The organism is Pseudomonas sp. 43(2021) (genome assembly GCF_017490805.1).
Taxonomy (GTDB): Bacteria; Pseudomonadota; Gammaproteobacteria; order Pseudomonadales; family Pseudomonadaceae; genus Aquipseudomonas.
Genome location: NZ_JAFGYJ010000028.1, coordinates 38,540 through 63,935, shown reverse-complemented (window position 1 = coordinate 63,935; position 25,396 = coordinate 38,540). Strand labels below are relative to the sequence as shown.

Genomic DNA, 25,396 nt, shown 5'->3' with positions numbered 1-25,396 from the left:
TCCAGGCTGACGCCGGCTCCATTCCCCCCAAACCATTGTCCTCTGTACCGTTTGATCGTGTGCAGTGGCCTGGCTGTGCCCCTCATTCTGGATAACAATAATGAACCAAGCGCAAACCAACGTCGGCAAAAGCCTAGACGTCCAGTCGTTCATCAATCAGCAGCCGCTGTCCCGCTACCAGTGGCGGGTGGTGCTGTTGTGCTTCCTGATCGTCTTCCTCGATGGCCTGGACACCGCCGCCATGGGCTTCATCGCCCCGGCCCTGTCGCAGGAGTGGGGGATTGACCGCGCCAGCCTCGGCCCGGTCATGAGTGCTGCATTGATCGGCATGGTGTTCGGTGCCCTCGGCTCCGGCCCGTTGGCCGACCGCTTTGGCCGCAAGGGCGTGCTGGTGGGCGCGGTACTGGTGTTCGGCGGCTTCAGCCTGGCCTCGGCCTTCGCCACCAACGTCGACCAGTTGCTGGTATTGCGCTTCCTGACCGGCCTGGGCCTTGGCGCAGGCATGCCCAACGCCACCACGCTGTTGTCTGAATACACCCCCGAGCGCCTCAAGTCGCTGCTGGTGACCAGCATGTTCTGTGGCTTCAACCTGGGTATGGCCGGTGGTGGTTTCATTTCCGCCAAGATGATCCCTGCCTACGGTTGGCACAGCCTGCTGGTGATCGGTGGCGTGCTGCCGTTGCTGTTGGCGCTGGTGCTGATGGTGTGGTTGCCGGAGTCGGCGCGGTTCCTGGTGGTGCGCAACCGGGGCACCGACAAGGTGCGCAAGACCTTGTCGCCCATCGCGCCACAGGTGGTGGCCGAGGCGGGCAGCTTCAGCGTGCCGGAACAGAAGGCGGTGGCCGCGCGCAACGTGTTTGCGCTGATTTTCTCCGGCACCTACGGCATGGGCACCATGCTGCTGTGGTTGACCTACTTCATGGGCCTGGTGATCGTCTATCTGCTGACCAGCTGGCTGCCAACCTTGATGCGCGACAGCGGTGCGAGCATGGAGCAGGCTGCCTTCATCGGCGCACTGTTCCAGTTCGGTGGCGTGCTGAGTGCCGTCGGCGTGGGCTGGGCCATGGACCGCTTCAATCCGCACAAGGTGATCGGCATTTTCTACCTGCTGGCCGGGGTCTTCGCCTACGCCGTGGGGCAGAGCCTGGGCAATATCACCGTATTGGCCACGCTGGTGCTGGTTGCCGGCATGTGCGTGAACGGCGCCCAGTCGGCGATGCCGTCGCTGGCGGCGCGCTTCTATCCGACCCAGAGCCGCGCCACGGGCGTATCGTGGATGCTGGGTATTGGCCGCTTCGGGGCGATTCTCGGCGCCTGGAGTGGTGCGACGCTGCTGGGGCTGGGCTGGACCTTCGAACAGGTGCTCACGGCATTGCTGGTGCCGGCGGGGCTGGCGACCGTGGGTGTGATCGTGAAAGGGCTGGTGAGCCACGCTGACGCGACCTGACGCAATGGCCTCATCGCCGGCAAGCCAGCTCACACAGGAATGCATCAGGCCCCGGGCCGGTGCCGTACCTGTGTGAGCTGGCTTGCCGGCGATGAGGTCAGTACGGGCAGCCAGGGGAGATAGGTAGGGATGCAATAATTGGTTCGATAATCGCACGAATAGTCGATTATCGGATTGTAAGCCGCCCATGAGTCTCCTTAATCTGAGCTTACCGAAGCACCCTGACCAGGAGTCTCCAAATGGCTGCAATTCTCCCGCTTCACGAAGCCGTGAAGCAGTTCATCCAGGATGGCGATACCGTCGCCCTCGAAGGTTTCACTCACCTGATCCCGACAGCCGCCGGCCACGAGATCATCCGTCAGGGCAAGCGCGACCTGACCCTGGTGCGCATGACTCCGGACCTGATCTACGACCAGCTGATCGGCGCCGGTTGCGCCAGCAAGCTGATCTTCTCCTGGGGTGGTAACCCGGGTGTCGGTTCGCTGCACCGCCTGCGTGATGCCGTCGAGAAGCAGTGGCCACACGCCATCGAAATCGAAGAGCACAGCCACGCCGACCTGGCCAACGCCTATGTCGCCGGTGCTTCGGGCCTGCCGTTCGCCGTGCTGCGTGCCTACGCCGGCTCCGACCTGCCGAAGGTCAACCCGCTGATCAAGAGCGTCACCTGCCCGTTCACTGGTGAAGTGCTGGCAGCCGTGCCCTCGGTACGCCCGGACGTGACCGTGATCCACGCGCAAAAGGCCGACCGCAAAGGCAACGTGCTGCTGTGGGGCATCCTCGGTGTGCAGAAGGAGGCCGCCCTGGCCGCCAAGCGCTGCATCGTCACCGTCGAGGAAATCGTCGACGATCTGCAGGCCCCGATGAACGCCTGCGTGCTGCCGACCTGGGCGCTGAGCGCGGTATGCCTGGTACCGGGTGGTGCGCACCCGTCCTATGCCCACGGCTACTACGAGCGTGACAACCGCTTCTACCAGGCTTGGGACCCGATCGCGCGTAGCCGTGAATCGTTCACCGCCTGGATCGACACCTACATCCGTGGCACTGCCGATTTCAACGAATTCAAGGCCAAGCTGGCCAGCACTGCGGAGGCCGCACAATGAGCTACTCCACTTCCGAAATGATGACCGTCGCCGCAGCCCGTCGCCTGCGCAACGGTGCTGTGTGCTTCGTCGGCATCGGCCTGCCGTCCAAGGCTGCCAACCTGGCGCGCCTGACCTCGTCGCCTGACGTGGTGCTGATCTACGAATCCGGCCCGATCGGCGCCAAGCCAAGCGTGCTGCCGCTGTCGATCGGTGACGGCGAGCTGGCCGAAACCGCTGACACCGTGGTGCCGACCGGCGAGATCTTCCGCTATTGGCTGCAAGGTGGTCGCATCGACGTCGGCTTCCTTGGCGCCGCCCAGGTCGACCGCTTCGGCAACATCAACACTACCGTGGTCGGTGACTACCACGCCCCGAAAACCCGCCTGCCGGGTGCCGGTGGCGCACCGGAAATCGCCGGTTCCGCCAAGCAGGTGCTGATCATCCTCAAGCAGTCGCCGCGTGCCTTCGTCGACAAGCTGGACTTCATCACCTCGGTTGGCCACGGTGAAGGTGGCGACTCGCGCAAACGCCTTGGCCTGCCAGGCGATGGCCCGGTCGGCATCATCACCGACCTGTGCATCATGGAGCCGGAAGCCGGCACCCATGAATTCGTCGTCACCGCCATCCACCCGGGCGTGACCCGTGAGCAGATCATCGCTGCCACTGGCTGGGCGATCCGCTTTGCCGATGATGTGCAGACCACTGCCGAACCTACCGAAGTCGAGCTGTCCGCCCTGCGTGACCTCGAAGCCCGCACCGCCGTGGCCCATGGCCAGGTGGCAGGAGAAGCCTGATGCGCGACGTATTCATCTGTGACGCCATCCGCACCCCGATCGGCCGCTTCGGCGGCGCCCTGGCCGGCGTGCGGGCCGACGACCTGGCCGCCGTGCCGCTGAAGGCGCTGATCGAGCGCAACCCCGGCGTGCAGTGGGATCAGGTTGACGAAGTGTTCTTCGGCTGCGCCAACCAGGCCGGTGAAGACAACCGCAACGTGGCGCGCATGGCGCTGCTGCTGGCCGGCCTGCCGGAGAGCATCCCGGGCGTTACCCTGAACCGCTTGTGCGCGTCGGGCATGGATGCCGTTGGCACTGCCTTCCGCGCCATTGCCAGCGGCGAAATGGAACTGGCGATTGCCGGCGGCGTCGAGTCGATGTCGCGTGCCCCGTTCGTCATGGGCAAGGCCGAAAGCGGCTATTCGCGCAACATGAAGCTTGAAGACACCACCATCGGCTGGCGTTTCATCAACCCGCTGATGAAGAGCCAGTATGGTGTGCACTCCATGCCGGAAACTGCCGACAACGTGGCCGACGATTACCAGGTTTCGCGCGCTGACCAGGACGCTTTCGCCCTGCGCAGCCAGCAGAAGGCAGCTGCCGCCCAGGCCGCCGGCTTCTTCGCCGAAGAGATCGTGCCGGTGCGTATCGCGCACAAGAAAGGCGAGACCATCGTCGAGCATGACGAGCACCTGCGCCCGGAAACCACACTGGAAGCCCTGACCAGGCTCAAGCCGGTCAACGGCCCGGACAAGACCGTCACCGCTGGCAATGCCTCGGGCGTTAACGACGGTGCTGCGGCGCTGATCCTGGCTTCGGCCGAGGCGGTGAAGAAGCACGGCCTGACCCCACGTGCCCGAGTACTGGGCATGGCCAGTGCCGGTGTTGCACCGCGGGTGATGGGTATTGGCCCGGTGCCGGCGGTGCGCAAGCTGACCGAGCGCCTGGGTATGGCGGTGAATGATTTCGATGTGATCGAGCTCAACGAAGCCTTTGCCAGCCAAGGTTTGGCGGTGCTGCGCGAGCTGGGTGTGGCCGACGATGCGCCGCAGGTGAACCCTAACGGCGGTGCCATCGCCTTGGGCCATCCGCTGGGCATGAGCGGTGCGCGTCTGGTGCTGACCGCGCTTCACCAGCTGGAGAAGAGTGGTGGGCGCAAGGGCCTGGCGACCATGTGTGTGGGTGTCGGCCAAGGTTTGGCGCTGGCCATCGAGCGGGTTTGACCTGTACCGGCCTCTTCGCGGGCACGCCCGCTCCCACAGGGGGACCACGCCTCCCGCTGTGGGAGCGGGTTTACCCGCGAAGAGGCCGGCCCTGCCAGACACAAGGCCAATTGCCAGCCAGATTGCGGAACGAGTGTGTTACCAGGTGTGTCTAGAATTACCTGCGACCCTCCAGGAGTAAAACCGTCATGACCTCAGCCTATTACACCGGCGAAGAACGCAGCAAACGCATCTTCGCTATCGTTGGTGCCTCTTCAGGCAACCTGGTGGAATGGTTCGACTTCTACGTCTACGCCTTCTGCGCAATCTACTTTGCCCCGGCTTTCTTCCCCTCCGACGACCCCACCGTGCAGCTGTTGAACACGGCGGGCGTATTCGCCGCGGGCTTTTTGATGCGCCCCATCGGTGGCTGGATCTTCGGCCGCCTCGCTGACCGCCATGGTCGCAAGAATTCCCTGATGATCTCGGTGCTGATGATGTGTTTCGGCTCCCTGATGATCGCCTGCCTGCCTACCTACGCCAGCATCGGCACCTGGGCCCCGGCGCTGCTGTTGCTGGCCCGGCTGATCCAGGGCCTGTCGGTAGGCGGCGAATATGGCACCACTGCCACTTACATGAGTGAAGTGGCCCTGCGCGGCCAGCGCGGCTTCTTCGCCTCGTTCCAGTACGTGACCCTGATCGGTGGCCAGTTGCTGGCGGTGCTGGTGGTGGTGATCCTGCAGCAGTTGCTTACTGAAGAAGAGCTGCGCGCCTGGGGCTGGCGCATTCCGTTCGTGGTCGGTGCCATCGCCGCGCTGATCTCGCTGATGCTGCGCCGCTCGCTGCATGAGACCAGCAGCGCTGAAACCCGCAAGGACAAGGATGCCGGCACCATCAAGGGCCTGTTCCGCGACCACGCGGCGGCCTTCATCACCGTGCTCGGTTACACCGCAGGCGGTTCGCTGATCTTCTATACCTTCACCACGTACATGCAGAAGTACCTGGTCAACACCGCCGGCATGACCGCGAAAAACGCCAGCTACGTGATGACCGGTGCGCTGTTCCTGTTCATGGTGCTGCAGCCGTTCTTCGGCATGCTCTCCGACCGCATCGGCCGGCGTAATTCGATGATGCTGTTCGGCGCCCTGGGTACGCTGTTCACCGTGCCGCTGCTGATGGCGCTGAAAACCGTGAGCAGCCCGTTCATGGCCTTCGTGCTGATTACCCTGGCGTTGTGTATCGTCAGTTTCTACACATCGATCAGCGGTCTGGTGAAGGCTGAGATGTTCCCGCCGCAGGTGCGCGCGCTGGGTGTAGGCCTGGCCTATGCAGTGGCCAACGCGGCGTTCGGCGGTTCGGCCGAGTACGTGGCCCTGGGCCTGAAGACCCTGGGCATGGAAAACACTTTCTACTGGTACGTGACGGCGATGATGGCGATTGCCTTCCTGTTCAGCCTGCGCTTGCCGAAGCAGGCGGCGTACCTGCACCACGATAATTAAGGACGTGGCATGACCAACCAACTGTTCGACGCCTACTTCACCGCGCCGGCCATGCGCGAGATCTTCTCCGACCGTGGCCGCCTGCAGGGCATGCTCGATTTCGAAGCGGCGCTGGCTCGGGCCGAGGCGGCTGCCGGGCTGGTCCCGCACAGCGCGGTAGCGGCCATCGAGGCGGCTTGCCACGCCGAGCGCTATGACGTTGGCGCCCTGGCCAATGCCATCGCCACTGCTGGCAACTCGGCGATCCCGCTGGTGAAGGCGTTGGGCAAGGTGATCGCCAGTGGCGTGCCCGAGGCCGAACGCTACGTGCACCTGGGCGCCACCAGCCAGGACGCGATGGACACCGGCCTGGTCCTGCAGCTGCGCGCTGCCCTCGACCTGATCGAGGCCGACCTTGGCAAGCTGGCCGATACCCTGTCGCGTCAGGCCTTGCAGCACGCCGACACGCCGCTGGTGGGGCGCACCTGGCTGCAGCACGCCACCCCGGTGACCCTGGGCATGAAACTGGCCGGTGTGCTGGGCGCCTTGACCCGTCACCGCCAGCGCCTGCAGGAGCTGCGCCCACGTTTGCTGGTGCTGCAGTTCGGCGGCGCCTCCGGCAGCCTGGCCGCCCTGGGCAGCAAGGCGATGCCGGTGGCCGAAGCCCTGGCCGAGCAGCTCCAGCTGACCCTGCCCGAGCAGCCCTGGCACACCCAGCGCGACCGCCTGGTGGAGTTTGCCTCGGTGCTGGGCCTGGTTGCCGGTAGCCTGGGCAAGTTCGGCCGTGATGTCAGCCTGCTGATGCAGACGGAGGCGGGGGAGCTGTTCGAGCCTTCCGCGCCGGGCAAAGGCGGTTCCTCGACCATGCCGCACAAGCGCAACCCGGTGGGCGCCGCAGTGCTGATCGGTGCCGCGACCCGGGTGCCGGGCCTGGTATCGACGCTGTTCGCGGCCATGCCTCAGGAGCACGAACGCAGCCTTGGCTTGTGGCATGCCGAATGGGAAACCCTGCCGGACATCTGCTGCCTGGTCTCTGGTGCGCTGCGCCAGGCCCAGGTGATTGCCGAGGGCATGGAAGTGGATGCCGCGCGCATGCGCCGTAACCTCGACCTGACCCAGGGCCTGGTGCTGGCCGAAGCGGTGAGCATCGTCCTCGCCCAGCGCCTGGGCCGCGACCGCGCCCACCACCTGCTGGAGCAGTGCTGCCAGCGCGCCGTGGCCGAACAGCGCCATCTGCGCACCGTGCTGGGTGACGAGCCGCAGGTCAGCGCCGAACTGTCCGCCGAAGAACTCGATCGCTTGCTCGACCCTGCCCATTACCTGGGGCAGGCCCGCGTCTGGGTGGCGCGCGCCGTGTCCGAACATCAACGTTTCACTGCCTGAAGGAGACCGCTGTGGCGCACTTGCAACTGGCCGATGGCGTTTTGAACTACCAGATCGATGGCCCGGAAAACGCCCCGGTGCTGGTCCTGTCCAACTCGCTGGGCACTGACCTGGGCATGTGGGACACGCAGATTCCACTGTGGAGCCAGCACTTTCGCGTGCTGCGCTACGACACCCGTGGCCACGGTGGGTCGCTGGTCACTGAAGGCCCTTACCGCATCGAACAGCTGGGGCGTGACGTGCTGGCCCTGCTCGATGGCCTGGACATCGCCAAGGCGCATTTCGTCGGCCTGTCGATGGGTGGCCTGATCGGCCAGTGGCTGGGCATCAATGCAGGCCAGCGCCTGCACAGCCTGACCTTGTGCAACACCGCAGCCAAGATCGCCAACGACGAGGTGTGGAACACCCGTATCGACACCGTGCTCAAGGGTGGCCAGCAGGCCATGGTCGACCTGCGCGATGCCTCCATCGCCCGCTGGTTTACCCCGGGTTTCGCCCAGGCCCAGCCAGCGCAAGCCCAGCGTATCTGTCAGATGCTGGCGCAAACCAGCCCGCAAGGCTATGCCGGCAACTGCGCCGCGGTGCGGGATGCCGACTACCGCGAGCAGTTGGGCCGCATCCAGGTGCCTACGCTGATCGTTGCCGGTACCGAAGACGTGGTGACCACCCCGGAGCACGGCCGCTTCATGCAGGCCGGTATCGCGGGTGCCGAGTACGTCGACTTCCCGGCGGCGCACCTGTCCAATGTCGAGATCGGCGAGCGCTTCAGCCGCCGCGTGCTCGATTTCCTGCTGGCTCACTGAGGACACCGCCATGGATGAGAAACAACGTTACGACGCCGGCATGCAAGTACGCCGTGCTGTGCTTGGCGATGCCCACGTGGACCGCAGCCTGGAGAAGCTCAACGACTTCAACGGCGAGTTTCAGGAGATGATCACCCGCCACGCCTGGGGTGACATCTGGACCCGCCCGGGCCTACCGCGGCATACCCGTAGCCTGATTACCATCGCCATGCTGATCGGCATGAACCGCAACGACGAGCTGAAGCTGCACCTGCGCGCGGCGGCCAACAACGGCGTGACCCGCGACGAGATCAAGGAAGTGCTGATGCAGAGCGCGATCTATTGCGGCATTCCGGCGGCCAATGCCACCTTCCACATGGCGGAGTCGGTGTGGGATGAGCTGGGCGTGGAGTCGCGACAGCAGTAATGCCTGTACCGGCCCTATCGCCGGCACGCCAGCTCCCACAGTGATTGCATCAGGCCTGAGGGCAGTGCAGTCCCTGTGGAGCTGGTTTGCCGGCGATAGGGCCATGAATGTTTACAGGGCCGCATTCTTCTGCCGCATGGCCACGGGCCCGGCGTTGGCCTCGACGGCGCGTTTCAGGGACGGGCACAGGCCGAGCATGAACGCAGCTTCTGCCACCACGAACAACGGCCCGATGATCAGCCCGCTGACATCATCGACAAACGCCGGCTTGCGGCCTTCGTAGTAATGGCCGACGAACTGGATGATCCAGCCCACCACGAACGCCCCCAGCCCGGCTCCGAGCCACAGCGCTGTCGTCTGCAATGCCAGTACCTGGCCGACCCACAGGCATAGCCCCAGCAACAACCCCATCACCAGCCCGAAGCGCAGGTCCAGACGCAGGTAGAACCAGACCGAGGCTGCTGCTGCCAGCAGGGCAGGGGACAGCCACATGCCGGCCACGTCCCAACCCGGGCGCGACAGCAGGATGGTGACCGCCAGTACGATCATCGGGATACCGACGAAGTGGGTGGCGATATTGCGTGGGTCGCGGTGATAGCTGGCGTATTGGCTCAGGTGGTCGACGACGGTTTTCATGGTTGTGCCTCCCTGGTTGCCTGATCGAGGTGTATTGCCTGTTCTGGCCTCTTCGCGGGTGAACCCGCTCCCACAGGTACAGCGCAGCCCTCAGGAACTGTGGTGACCCTGTGGGAGCGGGTTCACCCGCGAAAGGGCCGCTACAGGCGACCGGTATAGCGCAGGATAGACCGCCCCTGCCACCATCATCAGCTCAGCGAATGGCAGCAGCCCGCACTGGCGTATCCAGCCCCACCAGCGTCTCGATCATCGCCCGCGCCGCCGGCGACAGTCGGTAACCGCTGCGGCTGACGACGCCACAGCGCACGCTCAGCACCTCCAGCGCCGGCGGCAGGTTGCGCCAGTGCAGGCGCACCAGGCGGCCGCTGGCCAGGTCTTCGGCAACGGCCTCCTCGCTGGCGCTGCCGATGGCGTCGCTGGCCAGCACCACACTGCGCAGCACTGCGAGGTGCTCGGTCTGCAGGTGCGGGGTGAAGTCACTGCGCCCGCTCAGGTTGGCCAGGCGCTTGCGCACACCAGGGGCGAGCAGGGCGCTGGCCAGCGGGTAGCTGAACAGGTCGTTGGTCGACAGGCTGTCCTTGGCCAGCAACGGGTGCCCCGGGCGGCAGAAGAACAGGCCGGGGCGCGGTGAAAGGGGCTCGGTGTGGAAGTTGGGGTCGGCTTCGAACGGGCGTATATCGTCGACGAAAAACTCGATCTGTTCGCGGCGCAGGGCCTGGCCGAGGCGTTCGGCGTTGTCCACCAGCAGCGAGGTGCGGATGCCAGGGTAGCGTTCGAGGAAGTGGCGCAGGGCATCGGGCACCAGGCGCACGGCCAGCGCCGGGCCGCTACCGAAATGCAGCTCGCCGGCGTCGAGCTTGGTCATCTGCAGCACTTCGTTGCTCAGTTGTGTGGCACCTTGTACCAGGCGCCGGGCATGTTGCAGCACCACCAGGCCTTCGGGGGTGGGCGGCAGGGCTTTGCTGGCGCGATCGACCAGTGGGCAGCCGAAGCTGTGCTCCAGGCTCTGGATGGCGCGGCTGAAGGCGGGTTGGGTGATACCCATGGCCTCGGCGGCGCGGACGAAGCTGCGGTATTCGGTGAGGGCGATGAAGTAACGCAGCTGACGGAGGTCCATTTCACGGCTCTGGGGCGGGGATCAGGGACCTATTCAAGCGGTTGCTGCATATGTCGTCAAAGAAGGTTTATTGATTTGTTTATAGCTTGAGGTTATTTGTGGTGGCATCTGGCCTCTTCGCGGGTAAACCCGCTCCCACAGGTTCACCACAGATTCTGAAACTGTGGTGAACCTGTGGGAGCGGGTTTACCCGCGAAGAATTCAAAGCAGATTCAGCGGGTAACTCACGATCAACCGGTTCTCGTCGAACGAGTTGGTGCTGAAGTCCCGGCGCATGGTGGAGTTGCGCCACTTCACCGACAGGTCCTTGAAGCTGCCCGACTGCACCACGTAGGCCAGCTCGGTTTCCCGCGCCCATTCCTTGCCATCGTCCACGCCGCCTGCGGTGACGTTGTCACCTTTGATGTAGCGGTTCATCAGGGTCAGGCCTGGCACGCCGACGGTGGCGAAGTTGAAGTCATGACGCACCTGCCAGGAGCGTTCCTTGGCATTGTCGAAGCTGGAGTTGTAGCTGTCGTTGGCCAGGGTGCCGCCGCTGGTGCCGTTGACCCGCATCCAGGCGTTGTCGCCGCTGACCTTCTGCAGGCCGACGTAGAAGGTGTGGCCCTGGTACCGCGCCGAGAGCATGGCCGAGGCGGTGCGGTTGTCCAGTTCGCCAGCGCGTTCGGCGCCGTCTTCCTTGCCAATGAAGTAGCCCAGGTTGGCGCCCAGGGTCCAGTCGCCCAAGGGTTGGCTGTGCACCAGGTTGAGGTACTGCTGGCGGTAGATGTCCTTGAGCTGGGCATCCCACAGGCCGATCATGGTGCGCTTGTCGTTGAAGGTGTACTCGCCGCCGCCAAAATTGAAACGGTCGGAGGTGAACGCGGCCTTACCGTTCAGCGACATGTCCTCCATGCTGGCGTCGTTGCGTGGGCTGTTGCCGCGGAACTGGCCGGCGTACAGGGTCAGACCGGCGATTTCCTTCGAGGTCAGCTGGCCGCCGCGGAAGGTCTGCGGCAGCGAGCGGCCATCGTCCGAGCGCAGGATCGGCAGTACCGGCATCCATTCACCCACTTTCAGCTCGGTTTCGGACAGCTTGGCCTTCAGTGCCACGCCCAGGCGGCCGAAGTCATCGGCGGGGCGGCCATCGTCGTGCACTGGCAACAGATGGGTGTTGGTGGTGCCTTTGCCGCCGTCGAGCTTGACCGAGTACAGGCCCAGTATGTCCACGCCAAAACCGACGGTGCCCTGGGTGAAGCCGGAGCGGGCGTCGAGGATGAAGCTCTGCGTCCATTCCTCGGCCTTGGCCTGCGGGTGGGCCGGGTCGACGAAGTTGCGGTTGATGTAGAAGTTGCGCAGGTTGAGGGTGGCCTTGGCGTCTTCCAGGAAGCCACCATCTTCGGCGGCGAACACGGGGAGTGCGCAGGACATGGCCAACAGGCCGGGCAGCAGCTGGCGTGCGGGTTGCAAAGTGCTCATCTGTCGTGGATCTCTTGTTTTTATGGGCGAGCCGGGGCGCTGCAGGATGCGGCCTGCAGGTGCGGGTCTTTTTGGATGAACCGGGGCAACGTTGCGTGGGGAGGATGGTGCGGGGTAGGGCAGGGGTGAGGCAATTCGCCGCAAACGGAAACGGGCGATAATCGAACGGAATGTTCCGGTTGGTTAATTGTTTTCCTGTACTGGCCTCTTCGCGGGTAAACCCGCTCCCACAGGTACTGCACTGCCTTCAGAATTCGTGCAAAACCCTGTGGGAGCGGGTTTACCCGCGAAGAGGCCTGTACAGGCAACCGACAAACAAAAAGCCCACCGTTAAAGGTGGGCTCTTTGCTGTAACAGGGCTGATCAGCTCTTCGGTGCTTCCACCGCTGCCTGCTGGTTGTTGCCCTGCCCGGTCTGCTCGTACCAGCCACCGCCAAGCGCCTTGTACAGGTTGACCTCGCTGGTCAGCTGCGACAGGCGGTCGCCGATCAGCGCCTGCTGGGCGCTGAACAGGTTGCGTTGGGCGTCGAGGAAGGTCAGGTTGCTGTCGATACCGATGCGATAGCGGCGTTCGGCCAGGCGGTAGTAATCCTGGTTCGCCTGCACCAGGTCGCGTTGCGCCTGCAGCTGCTCTTCGAAGGTCTTGCGCGCCGCCAGGCCATCGGAGACTTCCTGGAAGGCGGTCTGGATGGTCTTTTCGTACTTGGCGACGTTGATGTCCTTCTGGATCTTCGAGTAGTCCAGGCTGGCCTTCAGGCTGCCGGCGTTGAAGATCGGCAGATTGATCTGCGGCTGGAACAGCCAGGTACCCTGGCCGCCCGAGAACAGGTGGCCCATGTCGGGGCTCAGGCTGCCGGCATTGGCGGTCAGGCTGATGCTCGGGAAGAACGCTGCGCGGGCCGCGCCAATGTTGGCATTGGCGGCCTTGAGCAGGTGCTCGGCTTCCTGGATGTCCGGACGACGCTGGAGGATGTCCGACGGCAGGCCGGCCGGTACTTCGGCCAGCTGGTCGGCATTGAGCTCCAGTGGCTTGGCCAGGTCGGCGGGAATGCCGGTGCCCAGCAGCACGGTCAGGCTGTTGACGTCCTGGGCGACCAGGCGCTGGTACTGCGAGTACTTGACCCGGGCGCCTTCCACGGCGGTACGCGCCTGGCTGACGTCGAGTGCCGAGGCTACGCCGACTTCGTTGCTGCGACGGGTGAGGTTGTAGCTTTCCTCGTAGGTCTTCAGCGTTTCTTCGGTCAGCTTGAACAGCGCCTGGTCGGCCTGCCAGGTGTAGTAGGCATTGGCCACGCTGGCTACCAGGCTGATCTGCGTGGAGCGACGCGCCTGCTCGCTGGACAGGTAGGTTTCCAGGGCCTGCTCGGTCAGGCTGCGTACACGGCCGAACAGGTCCAGCTCATAGGCGCTGACGCCCAGGGTGGCCGAGTACTGGCTGGTGATACCTGCTTCGCCCGTCTGCGACATGTTTGCCGGTACGCGTTGGCGGCTGCCACTGCCGGTGGCCGAAACCGCCGGGAACAGGTCGGCACGCTGGATACGGTACTGCGCACGGTAGGCGTCGATGTTCAACGCGGCGACGCGCAGGTCGCGGTTGTTGACCAGCGCGGTCTGGATCAGCTGCTGCAGTGCCGGGTCATGGAAGAACTGTCGCCAGCCCTGTTCGGCGGCGGCAACCTCCGCCGATTGCGTCGGCGAGTATGCAGGGCCTTGCGGCCACTGCTCAGCCACCGGCGATTCCGGGGTCTGGTAGTCGGGGATCAGCGAGCAGCCGCCAAGAATGAAAGCGGTTACCGCCAGGGACAACAAAGACTTGGTCATTGCCCAGCCTCATAACGTGGAGTTTCAGGGGTGGCGTCCTTTTCCGGCTCTTTGCTGCCGAACAGCGACGACACTGCGACGAAGAACAGCGGTACCCAGAAGATAGCCAGCACGGTCGCACTGATCATGCCGCCGATCACGCCAGTGCCGATGGCGTGCTGGCTGCCGGCGCCGGCGCCACTGGCGATGGTCAACGGTACCACGCCGAGGATGAACGCCAGCGAGGTCATGATGATCGGGCGCAGACGCATGCGGCACGCCTCGATCGCCGCGTCGTACAGGCTGCGGCCCTGCTCGTGCAGTTCCTTGGCGAACTCGACGATCAGAATGGCGTTTTTCGCCGCCAGGCCGATGGTGGTCAACAGGCCGACCAGGAAGTACACGTCGTTGGACAACCCGCGCAGGCTGGTGGCGATCAGGGCACCGATGATACCCAGCGGTACTACCAGCACCACGGCGATCGGGATCGACCAGCTTTCGTACAGGGCTGCCAGGCACAGGAACACGAACAGTACCGAGAGGGCGAACAGCGCCGGCATCTGCGAGCCGGAGAGTTTTTCCTCGTAGGACATGCCGGTCCAGGAGAAGCCGATGCCGCTTGGCAGTTCGCCAGCAATGCGCTCGACTTCGGCCATGGCTTCACCGGTACTGTAGCCCGGGGCCGGTGCACCGAGGATTTCCATTGCCTCGACGCCGTTGTAACGCGACAGCTTCGGCGAGCCGTAGGTCCATTCGCCCTTGGCGAAGGAGGAGAACGGCACCATTTCGCCGGCGCCATTGCGCACGTACCACTTCTGCAGGTCTTCCGGACTCATCCGCGCGTTCGGTTCGCCCTGGATGTACACCTTCTTGACCCGGCCACGGTCGATGAAGTCGTTGACGTAGCTGGCACCCAGGGCAATCGACAGGGTGTTGTTGATGTCGGCGATGGTCACGCCCAGGGCGCTGGCACGTTCGTCATCGATGGTCAGCTGGTACTGCGGCTCATCGTTCAGACCGTTCGGGCGCACGGCGCTCAGGATCTTGCTCTGCGCGGCCTTGGCCAGGAACTGGTTGCGTGCCTCCATCAGCTTGGTATGGCCGACACCACCGCGGTCCTGCAGGAACACGTCGAAGCCGGTGGCGTTACCCAGTTCCAGCACCGCAGGCGGGGCAAAGGCGAACACCATTGCATCGCGGAAGGTGAAGAAGTGCTGCTGGGCGCGCTGGGCAAGGGCGAACACACTGTTTTCCTTGGAGCGCTCATCCCACGGCTTGAGCATGATGAATGCCATACCCGAGCTCTGGCCGCGGCCGGCAAAGTTGAAGCCGTTGACGGTGAACACCGAAGCCACGGTGTCGGCCTCTTCGCTGAGCAGGTACTCACGCATCTGGTCGACCACCACCTGGGTGCGCTCGGCACTGGAGCCGGCCGGGGTCTGTACCTGGGCGAACAGTACGCCCTGGTCTTCTTCCGGCAGGAACGCCGTAGGGATGCGGGCGAACAGCCAGATCATGCCGACCACGATCAGCGCGTAGGCCAGCAGGAACGGAGCCTTGTTGCGCAGGATGGTGCCCACGCTGCGCTCGTAGCCGGTAACGCTGCGGTCGAAGTTGCGGTTGAACCAGCCAAAGAAGCCGCGCTTGGCCACATGGTGCTCGCCCTTCTTCAGCGGCTTGAGCATGGTGGCGCACAGGGCCGGGGTGAAGATCAGCGCCACCAGTACCGACAGGCCCATGGCCGAGACGATGGTGATGGAGAACTGCCGGTAGATCACACCTGTGGAGCCGCCGAAGAACGCCATGGGCAGCAGTACCGCCGACAGCACCAGGGCGATACCCACCAGGGCACCCTGGATCTGCTCCATCGAGCGCTTGGTCGCTTCCTTGGGCGGCAAGCCTTCCTCGGACATCACCCGCTCGACGTTCTCCACCACGACGATGGCGTCGTCCACCAGCAAGCCGATGGCCAGGACCATGGCGAACATGGTCAGGGTGTTGATGCTGAAGCCGGCAGCGGCAAGGATGCCGAAGGTACCCAGCAACACCACCGGTACGGTCATGGTGGTGATGATGGTGGCGCGGAAGTTCTGCAGGAACAGGTACATCACCAGGAACACCAGGACCACGGCTTCGATCAGGGTGTGGATCACGCCGCTGATCGATTCGGTGACCACCGGAGTGGTGTCATACGGGAATACCGCTTTCACCCCGGGCGGGAAGAACGGTTCCAGGTCGGCGATGGTCTGGCGCAGGGCCTTGGCGGTGTCCAGGGCGTTGGCGCCGGTGGCCAGTTTTACAGCCAGGCCGGAAGCCGGCTTGCCGTTGAACTGTGCGCTGACGGCGTAGTTTTCACCACCCAGGCCAACCTGGGCGACATCACCCAGACGCACCTGCGAACCGTCGCTGTTGACCTTGAGCAGGATCTTCTCGAACTGCTCGGCAGTCTGCAGGCGGGTCTTGCCGATGATGGTGGCGTTCAGCTGGGTACCCGGCATGGCCGGCAGGCCGCCGAGCTGGCCAGAGGACACCTGCACGTTCTGCGCGGCCACGGCGGTCTTGACGTCGACCGGGGTCAGCTGGAACTTGTTCAGCTTGGCCGGATCGAGCCAGATACGCATGGCGTACTGTGCACCGAACACCTGGAAGTCACCCACACCGGCAGTCCGCGAGATCGGGTCCTGCATGTTGGAGACGATGTAGTTGGCCAGGTCGTCCTTGGTCATGCTGCCGTCTTCGGACACCAGGCCGATCACCAGCAGGAAGTTCTTCACTGCCTTGGTGACGCGGATACCTTGTTGCTGCACTTCCTGCGGCAGCAGCGGGGTGGCCAGGTTCAGCTTGTTCTGCACCTGCACCTGCGCGGTGTCGGGGTTGGTGCCCTGCTCGAAGGTGGCGGTAATGGTCATGCTGCCGTCGGAGTTACTTTCCGACGACACATAACGCAGGTTGTCGATACCGTTGAGCTGCTGCTCGATTACCTGTACCACGGTGTCCTGCACGGTTTGCGCCGAGGCGCCCGGGTAGGTCACGGCGATGGCGATGGCCGGCGGCGCGATGCTCGGGTACTGGTTGATCGGCAGCTTCAGGATCGACAAGGCGCCGACCAGCATGATCACCAAGGCGATCACCCAGGCGAAGATCGGGCGATCGATAAAGAACTTCGACATGGTTTACTCCGCTTTGGCGTCTGCTTTCGCCGCATTGGCCTGAACAGGGCTGGCCGGCTTCTTGACGTTGGTGGCTTCGCTGACCTTGACCTCGACGCCCGGGCGCACGTACTGCAGCCCTTCGGTGATCAGGCGGTCGCCCGGGTTCAGGCCTTCCTCGATCAGCCAGTCGCTGCCCAGGGTACGGTTGGCCTTGAGCTGGCGCAGTTCGACCTTGTTCTCCTGGTTGACCACCAGCGCGGTCGGCGCGCCTTTCAGGTCGCGGGTCACGCCCTGTTGCGGGGCCAGGATGGCGTTAGCGTTGACCCCGGCCTTGAGCCGTGCATGCACGAACATGCCTGGCAGCAGGGTGTGATCGGGGTTGGGGAACAGGGCGCGCAGGGTGACCGAGCCCGTGGTCTCGTCGACCGCGACTTCGGAGAACTCCAGGCGGCCTTCCTGCTTGAACAGGCTGCCGTCTTCCAGCACCAGTTGTACCGAGGCGGCGTTGTCGCCGGCCTTCTGCAGCTGGCCGCTTTCCAGGTCACGGCGCAGCTTGAGCAGCTCGGCGGTGGACTGGGTGACGTCGACGTAGATCGGGTCGAGTTGCTGGATGGTGGCCATGGCGTTGGCCTGGCCATTGCTCACCAGTGCACCTTCGGTGAACGAAGAACGGCCGATACGGCCGCTGATCGGTGCCAGGACCTTGGTGTAGCGCAGGTCGATCTGCGCGCTCTTGAGCGAAGCCTCGGCCTGCAATCGTTTGGCATTGGCGTCGTCGTATTCCTGCTTGGAGACAGCCTGTTCGTCGATCAGCTGCTTGTAGCGCTCGGCCAGCGAGCGGGTGGCCTGCAGGTTGGCCTGGGCATTGGCCAGGTTGGCTTCGTACACGGCAGGGTCGATCTGGTACAGCTGCTGGCCTTCCTTGACCTCACTGCCTTCCTTGAACAGGCGCTTGAGGATGATGCCGTTGACCTGCGGGCGCACTTCGGCGACGCGGTAGGCACTGGTACGCCCCGGCAATTCCGAGGTCAGGGTGAAGGCTTGGGGCTGAATGGTCACGACGCCGACCTGAGGAGCCTGCGCCGCTGGCGCTGCTTCTTCTTTCTTACAGCCACTGAGCAGGGTGGCCAGGGCGACGGCGGAAACCAGAGCGGTAACGGCTGGCTTGAATTGCATGAGGATCCTCGGGTCGCTGGAGCTGGGAGACGCTCAAGAGTAGTGGAAGAGTCTTGATCTGGAAAAATTGCTATCCGGTGGATAAATAGCTTGCTAAGGAATATACTTACATTCATGGTTGTTTGTAAATACCGCTGGGTTGTACTCGGGTACTGCCACAGTCCTTGATTAGCTCATCCGCGAGGCACCCTGCAGAGGTGCCCCCGGAGTGTTCCCCGCACGCGCTGCGCGTTCGGGGCAGATGAGGTTTGTACTGCCATGGTCCGTCGAACCAAAGAAGAAGCCCAGGAAACCCGCGCCCAGATCATCGAGGCGGCGGAAAAGGCCTTCTACAAGCGCGGGGTTGCGCGAACCACCCTGGCCGACATCGCCGAACTGGCGGGTGTGACGCGGGGGGCTATCTACTGGCACTTCAACAACAAGGCCGAGTTGGTGCAGGCGCTGCTCGACAGCCTGCATGAAACCCATGACCACCTGGCGCGGGCGAGCGAAAGCGAGGACGAAGTGGACCCGCTTGGCTGCATGCGCAAGTTGTTGCTGCAAGTGTTCAACGAGTTGGTGCTCGATGCCCGAACCCGGCGAATCAATGAAATCCTGCATCACAAGTGCGAGTTCACCGATGACATGTGTGAAATTCGCCAGCAGCGCCAGGGGGCGGTGCTGGATTGCCACAAGGGCATCACCCTGGCGTTGGCCAATGCCGCGCGCCGGGGCCAGTTGCCAGGCGAGCTGGATGTCGAGCGCGCAGCGGTGGCCATGTTCGCCTATGTCGATGGCCTGATCGGGCGCTGGCTGTTGCTGCCTGACAGTGTCGATCTGTTGAAGGATGTCGAAAAATGGGTCGACACCGGGCTGGATATGCTGCGCTTGAGCCCGGCTCTGCGCAAATGACTCTTTGTGAAGGATTGTGAGGGAGTGTTACCCCTTTGTGTTAAGGGGCGATTAATGCTTTCGGATTGCTCAGCCGTGCAGGTTCTGCCGACGCGCCGAGATCTCTGTGGGAGCGGGTTTACCCGCGAACACCGGCGAAGCCGGTGCCATTCACCGCGCAGCCTTCTTCGCGGGTGAACCCGCTCCCACAGGGATCGCACAAGATGCAGGTTTGCAGCAAGGCAGCAGCCCCCACAAGAGTACGGCCGCCTTCAGCGTCCGCGCAGTTGCCGGTCGGGCAATGCAAACGCTGCAAACAGTCCCAGCACAGCTACCCCGGCACTCCCCATCAACAACTGCCGGAACGTCTCCAGCAACCGCCCCTGTGTCACCAGGTCCACTTCGCCGGCCTTCAGGCTCCCCAGCAACGGATTACCCAGCGACTCGAACCCGCCCTGGTGCAGCAGCGCCAGCAGCAGGCTGGACATGCACGCCACCCCCATGGCCCCGCCCAGCGAGCGGAACAGGTTGGTGGTGCTGGTGGCCACGCCGATGTCCTTGCTGTCCACCGCGCTTTGCGTACCTACCAGCGAGGTCGGGAACTGCAGCCCGCAGGCGATGCCGGTCAGCAACATGAACAGCGCACTGGGCAAGGCCGACTGTGGCGGGGTCAGTGCCATGGCGAAAATGGCCAGCGGCATCAGCAGCGCGCCGGCCAGGATCTGCGGCTTGTAGCGCCCGGTCAGGCTGGTCATGCGCCCGCCGGTGAAGGCACCCATGGGCAGCCCCATCACTAGCGGCAGAAGGTGCAGGGCCGCGCTGTCGGCACCGGCGCCGGTGATGCCCTGGTAGCGCAACGGCATGAGCATGGTCAGAGAGATCGACTGGAAGCTGGCGAAGAAGATCACGCCCCAGCACAGCACCGCCACGCGGTTGCCGAACAGGCCGAGCGGCAGCAGTGGCTCCGGGCAGCGGCGTTCATGGGCGATGAACAGCACCAGGCCCAGCGCGGCGCAGGCGAACAGGGCCAGCACGGGTGGGTCGGCCCAGGCGTGGCCCTGGCCAACCAGGGTAATGCCCAGCAACAGGCTACCCAGGCCAAGGATCAGCAGCACGGCGCCGAGATAGTCCACCTGCGCCTTGCGGCGCTGTGCCGGCATGCCGCCGAGGGCGCGGCGGATCGCCCACAGTGCAACCAGCCCCAGCGGCAGGTTGATCCAGAACACCCCGCGCCAGGACAGGTATTCGGTCAGCCAGCCGCCCAGCACCGGCCCGGCGACGCTGGCCACCGCGTACATGCTGCTGAAGTAGCCCTGGTAGCGGCCGCGTTCTCGCGGGGGCACGAAGTCGCCGATGATCGCCTGGCTCACCGAGACCATGCCGCCTGCGCCAATGCCCTGCAGTACGCGGGCCAGCACCAGTTGCTGCATGTCCTGGGCCAGGGCGCAGGCGATCGAGGCCAGGGTGAACAGGCTGATGCCGGTGAGGATCATCCGGCGCCGCCCATACAGATCACCCAACTTGCCGTAGATCGGCACGGCCACGGTCATCGCCACCATGTAGCCGGAGATGACCCAGGCCAGCAGGCCGACATCGTTGAACTGCGCCGAGATCGCCGGCAGCGAGACGGCGACGATGGTCTGGTCCAGGGCGCCGAGGAAGATGGCCAGCATCAGGGCGGTGAGCACGTTGCGCAGAGTGGTGGGGGGCAGGGCGGCGGTCACGGGGATACCTTGTTTGTCTTTGGCGGCCTCTTCGCGGGTGAACCCGCTCCCACAGGTATGTCGCTGTTCCTGAGGGCAACGCCGTACCTGTGGGAGCGGGTTTACCCGCGAAAGGGCCCTTGGATTGTAACCTGAGTTAGGTAGCTTCCTATGTACTATCTGCATCCCCTATGCAAGATCGGCATTGGCGCATTCATCCAGTGCGGCATGGCTGCGTGATATCGTTGGTATGCCACAGAGGCTGAAAACCGGGGCCTGCACCAGCTTGGTGCAGCATTATGCCGCAGGGTTTTCGCGCCGCTGTCTCCCACACCTTTTATTCCTCTGCCTGCATGTCGAGCATGACCGCCCAGATGGCGACGGTTGGAACAGCCCAGGTAGACCCGATTACAGGGGTCGGTAGTTACCGTTCGAATTTCAACTTATTTTGCGGAGTGATCATGCCCAAGGCTTCCCATCAAGATCTGCGTTTTGCCTTCCGCGAGCTGCTCGCTTCAGGTTCCTGTTATCACACCGCATCGGTGTTCGACCCGATGTCGGCACGCATTGCCGCAGACCTGGGCTTCGAGGTCGGCATCCTCGGTGGTTCCGTCGCTTCGTTGCAGGTACTGGCCGCACCGGATTTCGCCCTGATTACCCTCAGCGAGTTCGTCGAGCAGGCCACCCGTATTGGTCGCGTGGCGCAACTGCCGGTGCTGGCTGATGCCGACCACGGCTATGGCAACGCGCTGAACGTCATGCGCACGGTCATCGAACTGGAGCGCGCCGGCGTGGCTGCGCTGACCATCGAGGACACCCTGCTGCCGGCCCAGTTCGGGCGCAAGTCCACCGACCTGATCCCGGTTGAAGAGGGCGTCGGCAAGATCCGTGCGGCGCTGGAGGCGCGGGTCGATTCGTCACTGTCGATCATTGCCAGGACCAACGCTGGCGTGCTCACCACCGAAGAAATCATCGTGCGTACCCAGAGTTACCAGAAGGCCGGAGCCGACGGTATCTGCATGGTGGGGGTGAAGGACTTCGAGCAGCTTGAGCAGATTGCCGAGCACCTGACGGTGCCGCTGATGCTGGTGACCTACGGCAACCCGAACCTGCGCGACGACGAGCGCCTGGCGCGCCTGGGCGTGCGCATCGTGGTCGATGGTCACGCAGCCTACTTTGCCGCGATCAAGGCCACCTACGACTGCCTGCGGCTGCAGCGCGGCCAGCAGAACAAGTCGGAAAACCTCAGCGCCACCGAGCTCTCGCACACCTACACCCAGCCCGAGGACTACATCCGCTGGGCCAAGGAATACATGAGCGTCGAGGAGTGACTGCGCGCTCCCTGTAGGAGCGTCACAGGTCCCGATCCCACTCGGGTTCGTCCTGGAACCGCTGCACGAGAAAATCCAGCATGCTGCGCAAGGTCGCCGGCATGTGCTTGCGTGAGGTGTACACCGCATTCAGGTTCAGCTCGCGCGGCCTGGCCTCGGGCAGCAGGCGCACCAGCTCGCCCCGGCGCAGGGCCTGCGCAGCCTGGTAGGTCGGCAGCATGGCGATACCAGCGCCGGCCAGCGCCGCCTTCTGCAGTGTCATCGCCTCGTTGGCACTGATGTTCCCCGCCACCGGCACAGCGACCTGCTGGCCGGCCACCTCGAAATGCCACAGGCTGTGGCCGAAGTAGGCATGGGTCAGGCAGTTGTGCCGGCTCAGTTCCTCGACCCGTTGCGGCGTGCCGTGCTCGCGCAGGTAGGCCGGTGCCGCACATACCACCGAGCGGCACACGCTCAGACGCCGGGCGATCAGGTTGGGGTCCAGGTCATTGCTGGTGCGGATGGCCAGGTCGATGCGCTCGTCCACCAGGTTGACTGTGCGATCGAGCATCTGCAGTTCCACCTTCACCCCGGGGTAGCGCCGGACGTAGGCGGCCACTGCATCCACCAGCTGTGCCTGGCCGAACGAGGTGCTGACACTGATGCGCAGCGCGCCCTTGGGCGCGTCATCCGGCTGCTGCACCGCGGCCTGCAGGTCGCCGGCCAGTTCCAGCAGTTGCCGGCAGCGGGGCAGGGTTTCCTGGCCGGCTGCGGTGAGGCTGAGCTTGCGCGTGGTGCGCTGCATCAGCCGTGCGCCAACCCAGTCTTCCAGCTCTGCCAGGTAGCGCGACACCACCGGTCGGGACAGTTGCAGATGATCCGCCGCCGCCGACTGGCTGCCCAGGTCGACGACGGTGACGAAAACGCGCATGGCGTTGAGACGGTCCATGATTTGCCCGATTTCAGAAACAAACTATGTTCGAGCATCGCATTTTTTGTCATGGATTGGGCAACTAAGCTGGTGGGCATTGTTCATCTGACGGGTGTTTGCGATGTCTCTTTTCACTCCCTTGCGTGGTCTGCTGCTGGCCTGCGTGACCCTGGCCGGCCCGGTGCTGGCTGCCGAACCCTTGCGGCTGGAGGTGTACAACCCCGGGCACGAGGCGATTTTCCCGGTCAGTTCGGTGATCGTCAGTGGCGAGCACGACGCCATCCTCGTCGATGCCCAGTTCGGCAAGGCCCAGGCCGAGCAGCTGGTGCAGCGCCTGCGGGCAGGTGGCAAGCAGCTGACCAGCATCTACATCAGCCATGGCGACCCGGACTACTACTTCGGCCTGGATACCCTGACCCAGGCCTTCCCCGACGCCAAGGTGCTGGCTTCGGCCGCCACGGTTGCCCATATCCGCCAGACCATGGATGCCAAGCTGGCTTACTGGGGCCCGCAGATGGGCACGGACAAGCCAGCGCGGCTGGTGCTGCCACAGGTGCTCGAAGGCAACCGCCTGACGCTGGAAGGGCAGGCCCTCGAGGTGGTCGGCCTGGACGGCCCGCAACCTGACCGCAGTTTTGTGTGGATCCCGTCGATCAAGGCGGTGGTCGGTGGCGTGGTGGTGTCGGAGAACATTCATGTGTGGATGGCCGACACTCAAACGGCCAAATCCCACGCCGACTGGCTCGGCACCCTGGCGCACATCGAAGCGCTGGCGCCGCGCACGGTCATCCCCGGGCACTACCTGGGGGACAGCAGCCGATCGCTGGAGTCCGTGCATTTCACGGCGAACTATATTCGTGATTTCGATGCCGAGACCGCCAAGGCGAAGGACGCCGGTGCGTTGATCGCGGCGATGAAGCGACGTTACCCGGGCCTGGCCGATGAAAGCTCGCTGGAGCTGGGGGCCAAGGTCGCCAAGGGCGAGATGAAGTGGTAATTCCGTTCAACTGATGGAGAGTATCCCATGAGCAAGATCGCAATCATCGGTGCCACTGGCCGCGCTGGCAGCCAGTTGCTGGAAGAGGCCCTGCGCCGTGGCCACAGTGTGCTGGCCATCGCCCGCGACCCGTCGCGGCTGCAGGGGCGGGACGGGGTGACCGTCAAGGCGCTGGATGCCAGGGACAGCGCGGCCCTGCAAGCGGCGGTCGCGGGTGTGGATGCGGTGCTGAGTGCGGCGCATTTCTCGACCATCGAACCGCACGCCATCATTGAGCCGGTCAAGCGGGCCGGGGTCAGGCGCCTGCTGGTGGTCGGTGGTGCCGGCAGCCTGTTGCTGCCATCGGGGCATCGAGTGATCGACAGCCCGGACTTCCCCGAGGCATACAAGGCCGAGGCCACTGCCGGGGTGCGTTTTCTGGAGGTGTTGCAACGGGAACCGAACCTGGACTGGACCTTCCTGTCGCCGTCGGCGGAGTTCGTTGAAGGTGAGCGCAGCGGGCACTACACGCTGGGCAAGGATCATCTGCTGATCGGCGCGGATGGCAAGAGCTGGATCACCTTTGCCGATTACGCGATTGCCATGCTCGACGAGCTGGAAAAGCCGCAACATTCGCGGCAGCGATTCACGGTCGGGTACTGAGTCGCCTGCTTCGCGGGCACGCCCGCTCCCACAGGTAAAGCACAGGTCTTGGAATCTGTGCAGTACCTGTGGGACCGGGCGTGCCCGCGAAGAGGCCCTCACTGGCTGGCCTGGTGTTCCAGCCAATCCAGCAACTCCCCCAACCCCGCCGGCAAGCTCCTGGCCTGGCTCACCAGGTAATACCCCTTGCCGGTCATCACCTTCAGCGCAAACGGCATGCACAACCGCCCCCCGCGCAAGTCATCGCCGATCAGCGACCAGTCGCCGATGGCCACGCCGGTCCCCTGCGAGGCCATGGCCATCGCCATGTCCAGCGTCTCGAAATGCTGCTTCGGCCCTTGAGTGCCCAGCGTCACCCCCGCTGCCTGCAGCCACAACCGCCAGTCATGCTCATCCCGCGACGGGTGCAGCAGCATGTGTCGCGCCAGGTCCTCGACCTGCTGCAACGGTACCGGCCCCTGGCGCAATGACGGCGCGCACACCGGCGTCAGCTGCTCATCGAACAGCTTGCGCACGCGCAGCCCGTGGTTCGGCGCCTCGCCGTAGACCACCGCCGCATCGAAACCCTCGCGGCGGAAATCCACCCCATGCTGCACCGTGGTGGTCAGCTCCACCGGCACATCCGGGCGTAACGCCTGCCATTCCATCAGGCGCGGCAGCAGCCAGCGCATCACGCAGGTCGGAGCCTTGAGCTGCAAGGTAGTGCTGCGCCCACCTACCTCACGCACCCCTTGTTCGATCAGCGCGAACACCTGCTGCACTCGTGGCAGCCAGTCCTGGCCTTCACGGGTCAGGCTCAGCCCGCGGGCCTGGCGCTGGAACAAGGCATAACCCAGGTGCTCCTCGAGCGCTGCTATCTGCCGGCTGACGGCGCCCTGGGTGATATGCAACTGCTGCCCGGCACGGGTGAAGTTGCAGTGCTGGGCGGTGACCAGAAAGGTATGCAGGGCGGGTAGGGGCGGGAGGCGTTTCATTGCGCTAAGCCATGATTACAGGACATGGCTAGTATGTGTTTTTTTGCATTGTGGCG

At 64.3% G+C, this 25,396-nt stretch carries 21 protein-coding genes; 12 read left to right on the top strand and 9 right to left on the bottom strand.

The genetic code is table 11. The features are described 5' to 3' along the window. The first annotated feature begins 100 nt into the window (after positions 1-100). From J5M71_RS21835 to pcaC, 8 genes are all read left to right on the top strand, one after another. Positions 101-1,447: an MFS transporter gene (locus tag J5M71_RS21835; RefSeq protein WP_207836748.1), complete on the top strand. Its 1,347-nt coding sequence runs from the start codon at positions 101-103 to the stop codon at positions 1,445-1,447. A gap of 239 nt (positions 1,448-1,686) precedes the next feature. Next, positions 1,687-2,547 (top strand): CoA transferase subunit A, encoded by an 861-nt coding sequence (locus tag J5M71_RS21830; protein WP_015271654.1) that lies wholly within the window; start codon positions 1,687-1,689, stop codon positions 2,545-2,547. Next, positions 2,544-3,323: a CoA-transferase subunit beta gene (locus J5M71_RS21825; RefSeq protein WP_063913238.1), complete on the top strand. Its 780-nt coding sequence runs from the start codon at positions 2,544-2,546 to the stop codon at positions 3,321-3,323. The genes J5M71_RS21830 and J5M71_RS21825 overlap by 4 nt, the downstream gene beginning before the upstream one ends. After that, positions 3,320-4,525 carry a 3-oxoadipyl-CoA thiolase gene (gene pcaF / locus J5M71_RS21820; protein ID WP_207836767.1) on the top strand — a complete coding sequence of 402 codons (1,206 nt, stop codon included), beginning with the start codon at positions 3,320-3,322 and terminating at the stop codon, positions 4,523-4,525. Before J5M71_RS21825 ends, pcaF begins: the two co-directional genes overlap by 4 nt. A 188-nt stretch (positions 4,526-4,713) precedes the next feature. After that, the gene (locus tag J5M71_RS21815; RefSeq protein WP_207836746.1) at positions 4,714-6,003 is read left to right on the top strand and encodes an MFS family transporter; all 1,290 of its coding nucleotides are present in this window, start codon (positions 4,714-4,716) and stop codon (positions 6,001-6,003) included. 9 nt (positions 6,004-6,012) lie between these two features. After that, positions 6,013-7,365, top strand: a complete 1,353-nt coding sequence (locus J5M71_RS21810) for a 3-carboxy-cis,cis-muconate cycloisomerase (protein WP_207836745.1) — start codon at positions 6,013-6,015, stop codon at positions 7,363-7,365. 11 nt (positions 7,366-7,376) lie between these two features. Beyond that, positions 7,377-8,168, top strand: a complete 792-nt coding sequence (gene pcaD / locus J5M71_RS21805) for a 3-oxoadipate enol-lactonase (protein WP_207836742.1) — start codon at positions 7,377-7,379, stop codon at positions 8,166-8,168. Positions 8,169-8,178: 10 nt separating this feature from the next. Beyond that, on the top strand, positions 8,179-8,574 hold the full coding sequence (gene pcaC / locus J5M71_RS21800; RefSeq protein ID WP_003259581.1) for a 4-carboxymuconolactone decarboxylase: 396 nt from the start codon (positions 8,179-8,181) through the stop codon (positions 8,572-8,574). A 111-nt stretch (positions 8,575-8,685) separates the two neighbouring features. Here pcaC and J5M71_RS21795 read toward each other — a convergent pair whose 3' ends face one another. The 6 genes from J5M71_RS21795 to ttgA all read right to left on the bottom strand — a co-directional run bounded on the left by J5M71_RS21795 (position 8,686) and on the right by ttgA (position 17,913). Continuing rightward, positions 8,686-9,210 carry an Mpo1-like protein gene (locus tag J5M71_RS21795; protein WP_207836740.1) on the bottom strand — a complete coding sequence of 175 codons (525 nt, stop codon included), beginning with the start codon at positions 9,208-9,210 and terminating at the stop codon, positions 8,686-8,688. Positions 9,211-9,403: 193 nt separating this feature from the next. After that, complete coding sequence (locus J5M71_RS21790; RefSeq protein WP_207836738.1) at positions 9,404-10,327, bottom strand: LysR family transcriptional regulator; 924 nt, start codon at positions 10,325-10,327, stop codon at positions 9,404-9,406. A 201-nt stretch (positions 10,328-10,528) separates the two neighbouring features. Further along, positions 10,529-11,785, bottom strand: coding sequence for an OprD family porin (locus tag J5M71_RS21785; RefSeq protein ID WP_207836725.1), 1,257 nt, complete (start codon positions 11,783-11,785; stop codon positions 10,529-10,531). 363 nt (positions 11,786-12,148) lie between these two features. Further along, the gene (locus tag J5M71_RS21780) at positions 12,149-13,606 is read right to left on the bottom strand and encodes an AdeC/AdeK/OprM family multidrug efflux complex outer membrane factor (RefSeq protein ID WP_063913230.1); all 1,458 of its coding nucleotides are present in this window, start codon (positions 13,604-13,606) and stop codon (positions 12,149-12,151) included. Next, positions 13,603-16,755, bottom strand: a complete 3,153-nt coding sequence (gene ttgB, locus J5M71_RS21775) for a multidrug efflux RND transporter permease subunit TtgB (RefSeq protein WP_207836723.1) — start codon at positions 16,753-16,755, stop codon at positions 13,603-13,605. The genes J5M71_RS21780 and ttgB overlap by 4 nt, the downstream gene beginning before the upstream one ends. A 3-nt stretch (positions 16,756-16,758) precedes the next feature. Continuing rightward, positions 16,759-17,913 (bottom strand): toluene efflux RND transporter periplasmic adaptor subunit TtgA, encoded by a 1,155-nt coding sequence (ttgA, locus tag J5M71_RS21770; protein ID WP_063913228.1) that lies wholly within the window; start codon positions 17,911-17,913, stop codon positions 16,759-16,761. A gap of 258 nt (positions 17,914-18,171) precedes the next feature. On the opposite strand from ttgA, the gene ttgR reads away from it, so the two are divergent. Continuing rightward, positions 18,172-18,804: an efflux transport transcriptional regulator TtgR gene (ttgR, locus tag J5M71_RS21765; protein WP_207836720.1), complete on the top strand. Its 633-nt coding sequence runs from the start codon at positions 18,172-18,174 to the stop codon at positions 18,802-18,804. A gap of 251 nt (positions 18,805-19,055) precedes the next feature. On the opposite strand, the gene J5M71_RS21760 is transcribed toward ttgR, so the two are convergent. Continuing rightward, positions 19,056-20,507, bottom strand: coding sequence for an MDR family MFS transporter (locus J5M71_RS21760; protein ID WP_207836707.1), 1,452 nt, complete (start codon positions 20,505-20,507; stop codon positions 19,056-19,058). Positions 20,508-20,947: 440 nt separating this feature from the next. Here J5M71_RS21760 and J5M71_RS21755 point away from each other — a divergent pair, with 440 nt between their 5' ends. Then, positions 20,948-21,817 carry an oxaloacetate decarboxylase gene (locus J5M71_RS21755; RefSeq protein ID WP_003259571.1) on the top strand — a complete coding sequence of 290 codons (870 nt, stop codon included), beginning with the start codon at positions 20,948-20,950 and terminating at the stop codon, positions 21,815-21,817. A 22-nt stretch (positions 21,818-21,839) separates the two neighbouring features. Here the strand turns inward: J5M71_RS21755 and J5M71_RS21750 are convergent, their stop codons facing one another. Beyond that, positions 21,840-22,745, bottom strand: a complete 906-nt coding sequence (locus J5M71_RS21750) for a LysR family transcriptional regulator (RefSeq protein WP_207836705.1) — start codon at positions 22,743-22,745, stop codon at positions 21,840-21,842. 103 nt (positions 22,746-22,848) lie between these two features. On the opposite strand from J5M71_RS21750, the gene J5M71_RS21745 reads away from it, so the two are divergent. Beyond that, positions 22,849-23,724: an MBL fold metallo-hydrolase gene (locus J5M71_RS21745; RefSeq protein WP_207836703.1), complete on the top strand. Its 876-nt coding sequence runs from the start codon at positions 22,849-22,851 to the stop codon at positions 23,722-23,724. A 27-nt stretch (positions 23,725-23,751) separates the two neighbouring features. Next, positions 23,752-24,366 (top strand): NAD(P)-dependent oxidoreductase, encoded by a 615-nt coding sequence (locus J5M71_RS21740; RefSeq protein ID WP_207836701.1) that lies wholly within the window; start codon positions 23,752-23,754, stop codon positions 24,364-24,366. A gap of 98 nt (positions 24,367-24,464) precedes the next feature. Here the strand turns inward: J5M71_RS21740 and J5M71_RS21735 are convergent, their stop codons facing one another. Further along, positions 24,465-25,340, bottom strand: a complete 876-nt coding sequence (locus tag J5M71_RS21735; protein ID WP_207836698.1) for a LysR substrate-binding domain-containing protein — start codon at positions 25,338-25,340, stop codon at positions 24,465-24,467. Positions 25,341-25,396: the final 56 nt, after the last annotated feature.

Coding starts and splice junctions, on each gene's coding strand:
- J5M71_RS21835 (WP_207836748.1), top strand. CDS start 101: ATGAACCAAGCGCAAACCAACGTCGGCAAAAGCCTAGACGTCCAGTCG.
- J5M71_RS21830 (WP_015271654.1), top strand. CDS start 1,687: ATGGCTGCAATTCTCCCGCTTCACGAAGCCGTGAAGCAGTTCATCCAG.
- J5M71_RS21825 (WP_063913238.1), top strand. CDS start 2,544: ATGAGCTACTCCACTTCCGAAATGATGACCGTCGCCGCAGCCCGTCGC.
- J5M71_RS21815 (WP_207836746.1), top strand. CDS start 4,714: ATGACCTCAGCCTATTACACCGGCGAAGAACGCAGCAAACGCATCTTC.
- J5M71_RS21810 (WP_207836745.1), top strand. CDS start 6,013: ATGACCAACCAACTGTTCGACGCCTACTTCACCGCGCCGGCCATGCGC.
- pcaC (WP_003259581.1), top strand. CDS start 8,179: ATGGATGAGAAACAACGTTACGACGCCGGCATGCAAGTACGCCGTGCT.
- J5M71_RS21795 (WP_207836740.1), bottom strand. CDS start 9,210: ATGAAAACCGTCGTCGACCACCTGAGCCAATACGCCAGCTATCACCGC.
- J5M71_RS21790 (WP_207836738.1), bottom strand. CDS start 10,327: ATGGACCTCCGTCAGCTGCGTTACTTCATCGCCCTCACCGAATACCGC.
- J5M71_RS21785 (WP_207836725.1), bottom strand. CDS start 11,785: ATGAGCACTTTGCAACCCGCACGCCAGCTGCTGCCCGGCCTGTTGGCC.
- J5M71_RS21780 (WP_063913230.1), bottom strand. CDS start 13,606: ATGACCAAGTCTTTGTTGTCCCTGGCGGTAACCGCTTTCATTCTTGGC.
- ttgB (WP_207836723.1), bottom strand. CDS start 16,755: ATGTCGAAGTTCTTTATCGATCGCCCGATCTTCGCCTGGGTGATCGCC.
- ttgA (WP_063913228.1), bottom strand. CDS start 17,913: ATGCAATTCAAGCCAGCCGTTACCGCTCTGGTTTCCGCCGTCGCCCTG.
- ttgR (WP_207836720.1), top strand. CDS start 18,172: ATGGTCCGTCGAACCAAAGAAGAAGCCCAGGAAACCCGCGCCCAGATC.
- J5M71_RS21755 (WP_003259571.1), top strand. CDS start 20,948: ATGCCCAAGGCTTCCCATCAAGATCTGCGTTTTGCCTTCCGCGAGCTG.
- J5M71_RS21750 (WP_207836705.1), bottom strand. CDS start 22,745: ATGGACCGTCTCAACGCCATGCGCGTTTTCGTCACCGTCGTCGACCTG.
- J5M71_RS21745 (WP_207836703.1), top strand. CDS start 22,849: ATGTCTCTTTTCACTCCCTTGCGTGGTCTGCTGCTGGCCTGCGTGACC.
- J5M71_RS21740 (WP_207836701.1), top strand. CDS start 23,752: ATGAGCAAGATCGCAATCATCGGTGCCACTGGCCGCGCTGGCAGCCAG.
- J5M71_RS21735 (WP_207836698.1), bottom strand. CDS start 25,340: ATGAAACGCCTCCCGCCCCTACCCGCCCTGCATACCTTTCTGGTCACC.